Genomic DNA, 13,448 nt, shown 5'->3' with positions numbered 1-13,448 from the left:
CGCCACCTGTCGCGTGGCGGCCGCTAACTACTCGTCGCGCAGGTCGGCCGCGCTGGCGGCGGTCGCGCCGATCGAGTCGGCCGCCGAGGTCAGCAGATCGGCGCCGAGCGCCTGGTCGACGGTGAGGGTCATCAGCGTCTCGCCGCCCGCCTCGCGCCGGGCCACCTGCATCGCGGCGATGTTGATGCCCGACTCGCCGAGCAGCGTACCGACGGTGCCGACGACGCCCGGGCGGTCCGCGTACCGCAGGAACAGCAGGATGCCCTCCGCGGCGATCTCCACGTCGAAGCCGTCCACTTCGGTCAGCCGCGGGACGTCGCGGCTGCCCGCGTGGGTGACCGTCCCGGAGACGCTCACCGCCCGGCCATCCGGCAGGGCACCGCGCACCGTGACCAGGAGAGGCTGGTCGGCGGTCTCGGCCTGACTGTCCAGAGTGACCTCGACGCCGCGCTCGGCGGCCAGGTGCGGGGCGTTGACGTAGGTGACCTGGTCCTCGACCACCGAGCTGAACAGGCCCTTCGTCGCGGCCAGCTTGAGCACCGACACGTCGTGGCCGACGACCTCACCGCGAACCTCGACGGTGACGTTGGCCGCGACCCCACCGGCGACGGCGGTGAAGGCCCGGCCCAGCTTCTCGGCCAGCGGCAGCAGCGGGCGGACGTCCTCGGCGACCACGCCGCCGGCCTGGACGTTGACGGCGTCCGGCACGAACTCGCCCTGCAGCGCCAGCTTCACGCTCTTGGCAACCGCCAGACCGGCCTTGTCCTGCGCCTCGTGGGTCGAGGCGCCCAGGTGCGGGGTGGCCACCACGTTGTCGAAGGCGAACAGCGGTGAGGAGGTGCAGGGCTCCTTGGAGTACACGTCGACGCCGGCGCCGGCGACCCGCCCCTCGGCGATGGCGTCGGCGAGCGCCTGCTCGTCGACCAGGCCACCGCGGGCGGCGTTCACGATGCGGACGCTGGGCTTGACGAGCGCCAGCTCCTTCTCGCCGATCAGGCCGACCGTCTCCGGGGTCTTCGGCAGGTGGATCGAGATGAAGTCGCTCTCGCGCAGCAGCTCCTCCAGCCCGACCAGCCGTACGCCGAGCTGCGCCGCCCGAGCCGGCTGGATGTACGGGTCGTACGCGATCAGTCGGGTGCCGAACGCGGCGATGCGCTGCGCGAAGAGCACCCCGATGCGGCCGAGCCCGACCACACCGACGGTCTTGCCCTGCACCTCGACGCCCGTGTACTTGGACCGCTTCCACTCGCCCGCCTTGAGCGCCGCGCTGGCGCTGGCGGTGTTGCGGGCGACGGCGAGCAGCAGTGCGACGGCCTGCTCGGCGGCGGAGACGATGTTCGAGGTGGGTGCGTTGACGACCATCACGCCCCGCGCGGTGGCCGCCGGCACCTCGACGTTGTCGAGCCCGACGCCCGCGCGGGCGACCACCTTGAGCCGCGGTGCGGCGGCGACCGCCTCGGCGTCGATCTGGGTCGCGCTGCGCACGATGACGGCGTCGGCCTCGGAGAGCGCCGAGAGCAGGGCCGGACGGTCGGTGCCGTCGACGTGACGGACGTCGAAGTCGTGGGCGAGCACCTCGATGGCGGCGGGGGCGAGTTCTTCGGCGATCAGTACGACAGGATTCATCGGTCCTCGTAGAGGTCGTGTTTGCGATCGGCGCGGGTGGCGGGGCGCCGCACTGCACCCCGTGCTGATCCGTGCCGTGGCCGTCAGGTGCCGGCTCAGCGCACCTACCCGCGATCGTAGGGGCCGCGCTGGCCGGCGTGTTCCGGTCTGCGGGGTGAGTGCCCTCACACGCCCGGACAAGCGACCGACATCAACCGTTCACCACCCCGAAACCCCACCCACCCCGCCCCCCTACACCCCTCCGTCCCCGCGATCTTGCACTTTCTGCGGCGACCTACGGGGCCAACCCCCACAAATCGCCATCCGAAAGTGCAAGATCGACGAGGGCTCGGAGCGAGCCCCGGGCGCGCGCTGGGGAGAGCGCGGCCCGGGGCTGGGTGATCCGTTTTTCGGGGTGGCGTCAGGCGGTTTCGGTGATCGGGCGGTCGACCCAGCTCATCATTCCGCGCAGCTTCCTACCGGTCTCCTCGATCGGGTGCGCCGCGCCCTCGGCCTGCCACTTGGTGAAGTTGGGGCGGCCGGCCTCGTCCTCGGCGACCCACTCACGGGCGAACTCGCCGGACTGGATCTCGCCCAGGATCTTGCGCATCTCATCCTTGACGCGGGAGTCGATGATGCGCGAGCCCCGGGAGAGATCGCCGTACTCGGCGGTGTCGGAGATGCTGTACCGCATCTTCGCGATGCCGCCCTCGTACATCAGGTCGACGATCAGCTTCAGCTCGTGCAGGCACTCGAAGTAGGCGACCTCCGGGGCGTAACCCGCCTCGGTGAGCACCTCGAAACCGGTCTGCACCAGCGCCGAGGCACCGCCGCAGAGCACCGCCTGCTCGCCGAAGAGGTCGGTCTCGGTCTCCTCGGTGAAGGTGGTCTTGATCGCGCCGGCCCGGGTGCCGCCGATCCCCTTGGCGTACGCGAGGGCGAGGGCGAACGCGGTGCCGGTGGCGTCCTGCTCGACGGCGACCAGACAGGGCACACCCTTGCCGTCGACGTACTGGCGACGCACCAGGTGGCCGGGGCCCTTGGGGGCGACCATGGCCACGTCCACCTCGGCCGGCGGCTTGATCAGGCCGTACCGGATGTTGAAACCGTGGCCGAAGAAGATCGCCTTGCCGGGGGCCAGGTGCGGCTCGATCGACTCGGCATAGATCTTGCGCTGGGCGGTGTCCGGCGCAAGCACCATGATCACGTCCGCCTCGGCCGAGGCCGCCGCCGGCGTGAGCACCCGAAGGCCCTGCTCCTCGGCCTTGGGACGGCTCTTCGAGCCCTCCGGCAGACCGATCACCACGTCGACGCCGGAGTCACGCAGCGACAGCGCGTGGGCGTGCCCCTGGCTGCCGTAGCCGATCACCGCGACCTTCTTGGCCTGGATCAGGCCGAGGTCGGCATCGTCGTCGTAGTACACCTCAACGCTCATGAGAACTTCCCTTTCGTACGACGGCCTGAGTGCCCGTCGTGGTCTTTGCGGATGGGTCAGGCGGCCCGCAGCGCGGGACCGGCGGTGATCGAACGCGAGCCGCGCCCGATGGCCACCAGCCCGGACTGGACCATTTCCTTGATGCCGAAGGGCTCGAGGTCGCGCAGCAGCGCGTCGAGCTTGTCCGGCGTGCCGGTGGCCTCGATGGTCAGCGTGTCCGGTGCGACGTCCACCACCCGGGCCCGGAACAGGTTGACGGTCTCGAGCACCTGGGACCGGGCGGCCCGGTCGGCGCGGACCTTCACCAGCAGCAACTCCCGGGCGACCGAGACCTGCGGATCCAACTCAACGATCTTGAGTACGTTGACCAGCTTGTTGAGCTGCTTGGTGACCTGCTCCAGCGGGGACGAGTCCGCGTTCACCACGATGGTGATCCGGGAGACGTCCGGGTTCTCGGTCTCGCCGACGGCGAGGCTGTCGATGTTGAAACCGCGGCGGGAGAACAGGCCGGACACCCGGGCGAGGACGCCCGGCTTGTTCTCCACGAGCACGGACAGAGTGTGCATGGTCATGCCACGACCTCGCTTCGCTCGGTCGGGGCATCGGCCTTGATGATTCGTGCGCTTCGCTCACTCATGGTCAGATGTCATCCTCGTCGAAGACCGGGCGGACGCCGCGGGCGAACATGATCTCGTCGTTACTGGTGCCGGCAGCGACCATCGGCCAGACCATGGCGTCCTTGCCGACCACGAAGTCGATCACCACCGGGACGTCGTTGATCTCCATGGCGGCGGCGATGGTCTTGTCCACGTCCTCGGCGGTCTCGCAGCGCAGCCCGACGCAGCCCAGCGCCTCGGCGAGCTTGACGAAGTCGGGGATCCGGTGCTTGTGCGTGCCCAGCTCGGTGTTGGAGTAGCGCTCGTTGTAGAAGAGCGTCTGCCACTGCCGGACCATGCCGAGGTTGCCGTTGTTGATGACGGCGATCTTGACCGGGATGCCCTCCAGCGCGCAGGTCGCCAACTCCTGGTTGGTCATCTGGAAGCAACCGTCACCGTCGATCGCCCACACCACCGCGTCCGGCTTGCCGACCTTCGCGCCCATGGCCGCCGGCACCGCGTAGCCCATGGTGCCGAGGCCGCCGGAGTTCAACCAGGTGTACGGCTTCTCGTAGGAGATGAACTGGGACGCCCACATCTGGTGCTGCCCCACCCCGGCCACGAAGATCGTGTCGGGGCCGACGATCTCTCCCAACCGCTTGATCACGTACTGCGGGGAGAGCGTGCCGTCGGACGGCTCGTCGTAGCCCAGCGGATAACGGTTACGCAGGTCGTCGAGCTGGGTCCACCAATCCTTCAGGTCGGTGACCCGCCCCGCCGCACGCTCGACGGTGACCGCCGCGATCAGCTCGTCGATGACGTGCTTGGCGTCACCGACGATCGGGACGTCCGCGTGCCGGTTCTTGCCGATCTCGGCGGGGTCGATGTCGGCGTGCACCACCGCCGCGTCCGGCGCGAACGAGTCGAGCTTGCCGGTGACCCGGTCGTCGAACCGCGCGCCCAGCGCGACGATCAGATCGGCCTTCTGGAGGCCGTACACGGCGGCGACGGTGCCGTGCATGCCGGGCATGCCCAGGTGCTGCGGGTGCGAGTCGGGGAACGCGCCGAGCGCCATCAGCGTGGTGATGACCGGGATGCCGGTCAGGTCGGCGAGCCGACGCAGCCCCTCGGTGGCGCCGGCCTTGAGCACCCCGCCGCCCACGTAGAGCACCGGCCGCCGGGCACCGGCCAGCAACCGGGCCGCCTCGCGGATCTGCTTGCCGTGCGGGTGCAGGGTGGGCCGGTAGCCGGGCAGGTCCAGCGTGGGCGGCCAGGTGAAGGTGGTCGACGCCTGGAGCACGTCCTTGGGGATGTCGACCAGCACCGGGCCGGGCCGGCCGGTGCTGGCCAGGTGGAACGCCTCGGCCAGCACCTGCGGGATCTCCTCGGCGGTCTGCACGAGGAAGTTGTGCTTGGTGATCGGCAGCGTGATGCCCTGGATGTCTGCCTCCTGGAAGGCGTCGGTGCCGATCGACGGGCGAGCCACCTGCCCGGTGATCGCCACCATCGCGACCGAGTCCATGTACGCGTCGGCGATCGGCGTCACCAGGTTGGTCGCGCCCGGGCCGGAGGTGGCGATGCAGACGCCGACCTTGCCGGTGGCCTGCGCGTACCCGGTCGCCGCGTGACCGGCGCCCTGCTCGTGGCGGACCAGGATGTGCCGGACGGTGGAGTCGTAGAGCGGGTCGTACGCCGGCAGGATCGCGCCGCCCGGGATGCCGAAGACGACGTCGACGTCGAGCGCCTCGAGGGACCGCACCAGCGAGCCGGCACCGGAGACCTCTGCCGGGGCGGATGTCCGTACGGCCGGGACTGCCGGCGTGGCCGCGGCGCGGGTGGCGGGGTCGGCGGCGCCGGCCGGGTCGGCGGTCGCGCGGGCCCGCCGGGCGGTGTGGGCGAGGGTCTCGGGCGTTGGTCTCGTCATGGTGGTTCTGGCCTTCGGCTGGAGTGGCTGGGGCTTGTTCAGCGATGCGACGTGGGCGTGGGCCCGTCGCGACAGGTTCCGACGGCAATAAAAACGGCCCTCGTGCAGATGCACGGGGCCAGCGCACTCTCGACGGAGGAGAGTGCGCTCAGATAAGTACTCGCAGCGACCGGTACGACGACATGCGGCTAAGCCTGACGCATCTCACGCGATGAGTCAACTGATCCCACATGTTGGTTAACGGACGGCGGCGCGTCGGCCGACGCCGCGCCGCCGCCAGGGGGCATGACCTGCCCGGACCCGCCGGGTGCGCGGCGCTGGACGGGCACCGGACCGGGCCGCGCGCCCGGCGAGGTGGCCGCCTCCAGCATCGCCTCCAGGTGCTCCGCGGGCACCCCCCAGCCGAACAGCGCTCCCTGACCGAACCGGCAGCCCGCGGCGACCACCGCGGCCAGCTCCGTCGGCGTGGTGACGCCCTCGGCGATGACCTCCATGCCCAGCTGGTGGCCCAGCCGCATGACGATGTCGACCATGGGCGCGAACGCCGGACCGTCCTTGCCCACCGGGCGGACCGGCTCGTGCTCGGCCACCAGGCTGTGGTCGATCTTCAGGATGTCGATGGGGAGCCGGCGTAGCTGCCCCAGCGACGAGTACCCGGCGCCGAAGTCGTCCAGCGCGATCCGTACGCCGGTCAGCCGCAGCGCGGTCAACCGCCGGATCAGCTCGTCCAGATCGGTGGCGACCGCGTGCTCGGTGACCTCCAGCACCAACCGCTGCGGCGGTACGTGGTGGGCGCGCAGGGCCTCGGCGACCTGGACCACGTACTCCGGGGCGTGCAGCTCGCGCGGCGAGACGTTCACCGAGACCCACACGTCGTGCCCGTCGGCCAGCCAGCGGGAGAGCTGGTAGCAGGCCTGGTGCAGCACCCAGGCGCCGAGTGTGGAGATCATCCCGCACTCCTCGGCGAGGGGGATGAACTCGTCCGGGCGGACGTTGCCCAGCTCGGGGTGGTGCCAGCGGAGCAACGCCTCGGCGCCGACCGGCCGGACCGACGGCAGCGACGCCACCGGCTGGAAGGCGAGCCGCAGCTCGTCGCGGTCGATAGCGCCCCGCAACTCGTGCTCCACGGTGGTACGGCGGCGCAACAACTGGTCGTACGCCGCGTCGTAGCGCTCGATCCGGTTCTTGCCGCGTTGCTTGGCGTAGCGCAGCGCCAGGTCGGCGTGGCGCAGCAGCAACTCCACGTCCGGCTCGGCGGCCCACCCGGCCACGCCGATGCTCACGGAGAGGAAGACCGGGCCCTCCGGCTGGTCGTACGGGCGGTTCAGCACCCCGAGCAGCCGCTCGGCCACCCGGTCCGCCTCGGCGGGGCGGGCCGGCATGAGCACGGCGAACTCGTCGCCGCCGAGCCGGGCCGCCACGTCGCCCGGACGCAGGTTGCCGCGCAGCCGACGGCCCACCTCGGCCAGCACCGCGTCACCCACGTCGTGGCCGCGCATGTCGTTGACGTTCTTGAAGCCGTCCAGGTCCAGACCGAGCAGGACGCACGGCGTGCCCGCCGCCGCGCCGTCGTGCAGCGCCCGCAGCAGCCCGCGCCGGTTGGCCAGCGACGTCAACGGGTCGGTGTGCGCCAGCTCACGGAAGTGCGCCTCCCGCTCGACCAGGCGGCCGGCGTAGTCCCGGACGTCCTTGAGGGTGAGGTACTGCCGCGCCACCAGGGCGAAGCCCTCCACGCTGCCGGCGAGGATGCCCGGCGCGGTGAAGCGGCCGTCCTGGAGCAGGTGGTACATCGCCGAGGCCGCCATCGCCAGCATCGGGGCGAGGGCGTACTCACCGTCCCGACCGATGAGGTCCAGCGCGACCTCCCCCGGCTGATCGGCCCGGCGCACCTCGAGCGCGACGGCCAGCAGGCCGGCCGACAGCAGCGCCGCGCCGGCGAGCGCCATGGTCGGCCCGGACTGGCAGAGCCCCGCGCTGAGGCCCAGCCCGCCGCAGCTCACCGCGGTGATGCCGGTCGCGAGCACGGCCAGCCGGCGACGCGGCGCGGCGGCCCGAAAGACGACGATCACGGCGAGGCCGGCCCCGAGCGCGGCGCTCACCGTCGTCACCAGGATCGCCGGGCAGGCCATCGGAGTGGCGGCGCCGAGCAGCCGGGTCGGCTCGGAGAAGAGCACCCAGCCGACGAACCACAGCGCCGCCGCCACGGTGACGCCGTCCAGCGCGAGCCGGGCGGTCCCCGCGGCGGTGGCCGCGACGCCCGGCAGCCGGAGCAGACCGGCCGCGAAGGCCAGCCCGGCCAGCGCCGTACCGATCGCCGTGGCGGTGGCCCATCCGGTCCGCTGGCCCTGCTCGTGTGCCCAGTGGTCGCTCGCCGAGAGCACCGCCACCACCCCGGCCAGCAGGCTGACCAGGGTAACCCCGGCGGCGCCCGCGAGCAGCACGTGCGCCGGTCGGCGCGGCCCGGTCCGCTGCCCGACGACCATGGTGAGCAGCGCGGTGGCCACGGCCGCGACCAGCCCGCTCAGCGCCGCGACGGCGACCATGCCCGGGGGGAGATGCACGACAACAAGAGTGCCGGATGAGCGCACGTCGCGGGAGACCGGATGTGCATCTGTTGGGACACGGGCCCTCTACCGCGGGGTCCCGCGCGGCGGCGGTGTCATGCTGGTACGCATGCCTGAGCTGCGATCGAGGACGTCCACACACGGTCGGACGATGGCCGGCGCCCGGGCCCTCTGGCGGGCCACCGGGATGACCGACGACGATTTCGGCAAGCCGATCGTCGCCATCGCCAACAGTTTCACCCAGTTCGTGCCGGGTCACGTACACCTCAAGGACATGGGCGGCCTGGTCGCCGACGCGGTGGCCGAGGCCGGCGGCGTCGGCCGGGAGTTCAACACGATCGCGGTCGACGACGGCATCGCGATGGGCCACGGCGGCATGCTCTACTCCCTGCCCAGCCGCGAGTTGATCGCCGACGCGGTGGAGTACATGGTCAACGCGCACTGCGCGGACGCCCTGGTCTGCATCTCGAACTGCGACAAGATCACTCCCGGCATGCTGCTGGCCGCGCTGCGCCTCAACATCCCGACCGTCTTCGTCTCCGGCGGCCCGATGGAGGCCGGCAAGACGGCGGCGATCGAGGGCATCGTGCACAGCAAGATCGACCTGATCGACGCGATGATCGCGTCCTCGAACGAGGCGGTCACCGACGCGCAGCTCGGCGAGATCGAGCGCTCCGCCTGCCCGACCTGCGGCTCCTGCTCCGGCATGTTCACCGCCAACTCGATGAACTGCCTCACCGAGGCCATCGGGCTCGCGCTCCCCGGCAACGGTTCGACCCTCGCCACCCACGCCGCGCGCCGGTCGCTGTTCGTCGAGGCCGGCCGGACCGTCGTCGACATCGCCAAGCGGTGGTACGACGGCGACGACGAGTCGGTGCTCCCCCGCACCGTCGCGTCCAAGGCCGCCTTCGAGAACGCCGTCGCCCTCGACGTGGCCATGGGCGGCTCCACCAACACGGTGCTGCACCTGCTCGCCGCCGCCCGCGAGGCGGAACTCGACTTCGGCGTCGCCGACATCGACGCCATCTCCCGGCGGGTGCCCTGCCTGGCGAAGGTGGCTCCGAACTCCCCGAAGTACCACATGGAGGACGTGCACCGCGCCGGTGGCATCCCGGCGATCCTCGGTGAGCTGGACCGGGGCGGGCAGCTCAACCGGGACGTGCACGCCGTGCACTCCCCCTCGCTGGCCCAGTGGCTGACCGACTGGGACGTGCGCGGTGGCTCGCCGACGCCGGAGGCGGTCGAGCTGTTCCACGCCGCGCCGGGCGGGGTGCGTACCGTGGAGCCCTTCTCCACCACCAACCGCTGGTCGTCACTCGACACCGACGCCGCCGAGGGCTGCATCCGCGACCGCGAGCACGCGTACTCCGCCGACGGCGGCCTGGCCATCCTGCACGGCAACCTGGCCCCGGAGGGCTGCGTCGTGAAGACCGCCGGCGTGCCGGACGACTGCCTGACGTTCCGCGGCCCGGCGAAGGTGTACGAGTCGCAGGACGACGCCGTCACCGCGATCCTCGCCAAGGAGGTCGTCGCCGGGGACGTCGTGGTGATCCGCTACGAGGGCCCCAAGGGCGGCCCGGGCATGCAGGAGATGCTCTACCCCACCTCGTTCCTCAAGGGTCGCGGGCTGGGCCGGTCCTGCGCGCTGCTCACCGACGGCCGCTTCTCCGGCGGCACGTCCGGCCTCTCCATCGGGCACGCCTCCCCCGAGGCCGCCTCCGGCGGCCTGATCGCCCTGGTCCGCGAGGGCGACGAGATCGTCATCGACATCCCGGCCCGGTCGATCGAGCTGAACGTGCCGGAGGACGAGCTGGAGGCACGACGGGTGGCCGAGGAGAAGCGCGACCGGCCGTACACCCCGACCGATCGCCAGCGTCCGGTGTCGGCGGCGCTGCGCGCGTACGCCTCGATGGCCACCTCGGCCAGCGACGGCGCCTACCGCCGCGTCCCCGAGTAAGCCGCGCGGCGGCTCGGCGGCTCGGCTGCTTGATCAACTCGACTTCGCCGATGTCGCGGTATCCCTGTCGACGGGATGCCGCGACATCGGCGATCTCGTGTCGATCAAGGCCGCGGACACACCGCACGCCCCTTCGCAAGATCGCGTCAGGTCCCGTCCTGTGCCCCGCTGCGTTGCTCGCGTAGCTGATTGAGCATGGCGGTGTCGGATGCCAAATCCGGGTGGTCGACCTGGCGGTCGAGGTCGACGACGAGTTCGAGCTCACGGATCGCCGCGTCGAGGTTCCCCACCGCCCGATGGATCATCCCTATGTTGAATCGGGTGACTGCCTCGGCGGCACGATCGCCCACCTCCACTTGGAGAGACAGAGCCTGCGCGTAGTAGGCCAGCGCCTGCTCGGCATCCCCACGCTGGTAATACACCAAGCCGAGGTTGTTCAGAGTGGCCGCCTCACCGACACGATCGCCCACCTCGCGCCGGATGGGCAGCGCCTGCGCGTAGTAGGCCAGCGCCCGCTCCCCATCGCCGCGACTGTCATACACGGCACCGATGTTGTTCAGAGTGGTCGCCTCGCCAGCATGATCGCCCACCTCGCGTCGGATGGGTAGCGCCTGCCCGTAGTAGCCCAACGCCCGCTCCCCATCCCCGCTCCTGTCATACAGGTAGCCAATGTTGTTCAGGTTGGCCGCCTCGCCAGCACGATTTCCCACCTCCCGTTGAATGGGTAGAGCCTGCTCGTAGTAGGTCAGCGCCCGGTCCCTGTTCCCGAGACTGTCGTACACGACGCCGATGCTGTTCAGCGTGGCCGCCTCGTTGCCGCGATTGCCGGCTTTGCGATACAGGCGCAGGGCCCGCTCGTAGCTGGCGAGGGCCTGCCGGGGCTGCCCCGTCGCGGCCTGCGTCCACCCCAGGTCGTAGAACGAACCGGCGTCCGGGCCGAGAGTCAGCGTCGCGCTGGCCAGCGCCGCGACGTCCGCGAACCGCGACCGGCGCAGCCACACCCTCGACACCAGATCGCCGACGTGCTGGGCGATGGCCAGCTCCCGGCCCGCCACCGCGAGCCGGTGCACCTCCACCCACCGGGTGTTCACGACGTGGACCCGGATGCCGCCGCGTCGACGACCCAGATGTTGTAGAGGCTGCGGGCCGCGGCGGCACAGGCCTGGGTGTACTCGTCGTCGGTGAGCAGAGGACGGATGAGCGGGCGCAGGACGTTGGAGACGAAGTACCGGGGATGACTGGTTTCCGGGTCGGTGCCCTCTTCGAGCAGGCCGAGTTGGACGGCACGCTCGACGTGCCGGTCGGCGTCGGGGTGGTCGTGGACGGCCCGGACGGTCTCGGCGGGTACGGGCAGTTCGATGACGTTGACCTTGGCGAGCATCCGTTGCAGTTCCCGGTCCTGCGAGCCGAGCAGGTTCTTGGCGAGGATGGTTTCGCGGCGGAACTTGTCGGTCTCCCGTTCGATGGCACCGATGAGACCGTCGACGTCGAGGGTGCCGTCGCCGACGATCAGGTCGAGCCAGTCGAGCAGGCGAGGGTTGCCGGCCGCGGCCTGGACGGCGCGCTCACGGATGTCCGGGTCGATGGAGGATCGCGGACGCAGGTTCGGCAGGTTGGCGAGCTTCTTGGCCTGCTCGGTCGGGTTGAGGGTTTCGAGCGACTCGACCACGGCGGTTCCGGCCGGGGTCGGGAAGCGGTAGCGGCTCGTGATCACCACTCGGCTGGGGCTGCCGGTCTCGCGAATGGCCTTGAGCAAGGCCGGAAGGATCTCTGCCAGCTCGGCCGAGAGCACGTGCCCGCCGTCGCGCTCGTCGAGGTTGCCTTCCTCGAAGTCGTCGAAGACGAACAGGCAGGCGGTCTGCCCGAGTGGCCCGTCGACGTCGAGCAGGTGCCGGAGGCGTACGACGAGGGGCGCCTCGTCGTTGGCCAGCAGCCGGTCCGCCTCGACCTGTTGTTCCAGGGTGGGGAATGACACCTTGGTGGCGAGGTCGCGGAAGCTGGTCAGGTCGACCCGGCCGTACCAGACGGCACGCTGGTGGTTGGGCATGCGTTCCAGCAGCCGGGAGGCGAGGCTGCTCTTGCCGAGACCACCCATGCCCTGCAGGATCAGGGCCGCGCCCGCGCTGCCCGTAGGGCTTCTGAGGGTACGTAGGCAGCGCTGGATGACGCGCCGTCGTCCGACGAAAGCGGCGCGGGGGGCGACCCGGGACAGGTGGGTCTGTGGGTCCAGGAAATCCTGCTCGGCGGGGCGGATCCGGGTCCGCGCACGCCCCCTGGTGTGCAGGGGCGTGACCATGGGGGCGAGTGGCGATCGGTCGGCGTAGACGCGCAGCAGGTGCCAGTTACCGTGCTGGCGCGCGTACAGCTGCTGCCGGGCCTCGACGATGGCCCGGTCGAGGGGCACCCCGTCCGCCAGGGACCGGTAGAGCTCGGCGGCGAACTCGGTGGCGGCGAGGTCGCTCACCGGCAGCGCCCATCCCAGGACGGCGGGGGCGCCGGCGTCGACCAGGCTCTCACTCATCGAGGGGAACGCGCCGGAGTGGGGAGCGTTCCCGGTCAGGCAGCCGGAGACGAAGATCAGGCGGGGCCAGTGCCCGGCCATCGCCTGGACGATCTGGTCGGCGTTGGCGTCGACGCGCGCGCCGAACTCGTCCTCCATCAGGAAGACGGGCTTGCCATCCAGGTTGATCGTGGCGTGGCCGCTCAGGTGCAGGACGTCGAAGTATCCCGCGCCGTAGTCCCGGGTGAGCAGGCGCAGCCCTTCCAGCGTTCCACTCTCCTCGACGACCAGTTCGGCGCCGGTGCGGGCGGTGGCCTCCAGGATCGCGGCCTCCTCTGCCTCGTACCTCAGTTCGGGTTCGACGCCCTCGGGGGAGGTGGCCATGAACAGCACGCGCAGAGGCCGGTTGGCCGGACCGACCAGGCCCCTGCGGACGGTGTCGTTGCCCGCGGCCCGCACCGGCAACAGCGGCGCCGAGCCGGAGATGGCGAGGTGTGCACCGTCCGCGGCGAGCAGTTCCCAGGGCAGGTGCCGTAGTCGCCCCGCGCCGGTGATCCGCAGCGTGGCGCCGGGAGGCTGTTGGAGGATCGGTGTCAACCACCGCTCGTCACCGTCGAGGAGAGTGGCCAGCCGCGTCCCGAGATCGCGAAGCTGCGGCGAGCCGAAGACCTGTTGGACGATTGAGTGCTGGCTGTAGTGGCGATCCACGCGCTCGATCAACTGGTCGATGGCGGCCTGGTCCAGCCCACGGGTCTTGGGCCGCTCCCCACCGGTCGACAGCCGCAACTCCGAGTAGTCCGATGTCCGCTCGAAGATCTCCAGCTCATGGGTGTTCAGGTCACCCGCCACAGTGGTCTCCTTCCCAGC

At 71.0% G+C, this 13,448-nt stretch carries 8 protein-coding genes; 1 reads left to right on the top strand and 7 read right to left on the bottom strand.

The features are described from left to right. Window positions 1-27 precede the first annotated feature (27 nt). From serA to ACIBTX_RS25750, 5 genes are all read right to left on the bottom strand, one after another. Window positions 28-1,626, bottom strand: a complete 1,599-nt coding sequence (gene serA / locus ACIBTX_RS25770; protein WP_357127356.1) for a phosphoglycerate dehydrogenase — start codon at window positions 1,624-1,626, stop codon at window positions 28-30. Window positions 1,627-2,026: 400 nt separating this feature from the next. Beyond that, entirely contained in the window at window positions 2,027-3,040 is a 1,014-nt protein-coding gene (gene ilvC, locus ACIBTX_RS25765; RefSeq protein WP_357127359.1) for a ketol-acid reductoisomerase, read from the bottom strand. Between the two features lie 56 nt (window positions 3,041-3,096). Next, complete coding sequence (gene ilvN / locus ACIBTX_RS25760; RefSeq protein ID WP_355052170.1) at window positions 3,097-3,612, bottom strand: acetolactate synthase small subunit; 516 nt, start codon at window positions 3,610-3,612, stop codon at window positions 3,097-3,099. A gap of 67 nt (window positions 3,613-3,679) precedes the next feature. Continuing rightward, window positions 3,680-5,560, bottom strand: a complete 1,881-nt coding sequence (locus ACIBTX_RS25755; RefSeq protein WP_357127363.1) for an acetolactate synthase large subunit — start codon at window positions 5,558-5,560, stop codon at window positions 3,680-3,682. Window positions 5,561-5,748: 188 nt separating this feature from the next. Next, window positions 5,749-8,103: a putative bifunctional diguanylate cyclase/phosphodiesterase gene (locus tag ACIBTX_RS25750; RefSeq protein ID WP_396833116.1), complete on the bottom strand. Its 2,355-nt coding sequence runs from the start codon at window positions 8,101-8,103 to the stop codon at window positions 5,749-5,751. Between the two features lie 130 nt (window positions 8,104-8,233). Here ACIBTX_RS25750 and ilvD point away from each other — a divergent pair, with 130 nt between their 5' ends. Continuing rightward, window positions 8,234-10,081 (top strand): dihydroxy-acid dehydratase, encoded by a 1,848-nt coding sequence (ilvD, locus tag ACIBTX_RS25745; RefSeq protein WP_357394060.1) that lies wholly within the window; start codon window positions 8,234-8,236, stop codon window positions 10,079-10,081. Between the two features lie 146 nt (window positions 10,082-10,227). Here the strand turns inward: ilvD and ACIBTX_RS25740 are convergent, their stop codons facing one another. Both ACIBTX_RS25740 and ACIBTX_RS25735 read right to left on the bottom strand, forming a co-directional pair. Next, window positions 10,228-11,172 (bottom strand): tetratricopeptide repeat protein, encoded by a 945-nt coding sequence (locus tag ACIBTX_RS25740; RefSeq protein ID WP_357394062.1) that lies wholly within the window; start codon window positions 11,170-11,172, stop codon window positions 10,228-10,230. Beyond that, window positions 11,169-13,430 (bottom strand): CHAT domain-containing protein, encoded by a 2,262-nt coding sequence (locus ACIBTX_RS25735; RefSeq protein WP_357127375.1) that lies wholly within the window; start codon window positions 13,428-13,430, stop codon window positions 11,169-11,171. The genes ACIBTX_RS25740 and ACIBTX_RS25735 overlap by 4 nt, the downstream gene beginning before the upstream one ends. Window positions 13,431-13,448: the final 18 nt, after the last annotated feature.

The organism is Micromonospora sp. NPDC049359 (assembly GCF_044466585.1).
In the GTDB taxonomy this organism is placed as follows: Bacteria; Actinomycetota; Actinomycetes; order Mycobacteriales; family Micromonosporaceae; genus Micromonospora.
The sequence above is the reverse complement of the archived record's forward strand: the minus strand, read 5'-3'. Positions and strand labels throughout refer to the sequence as shown.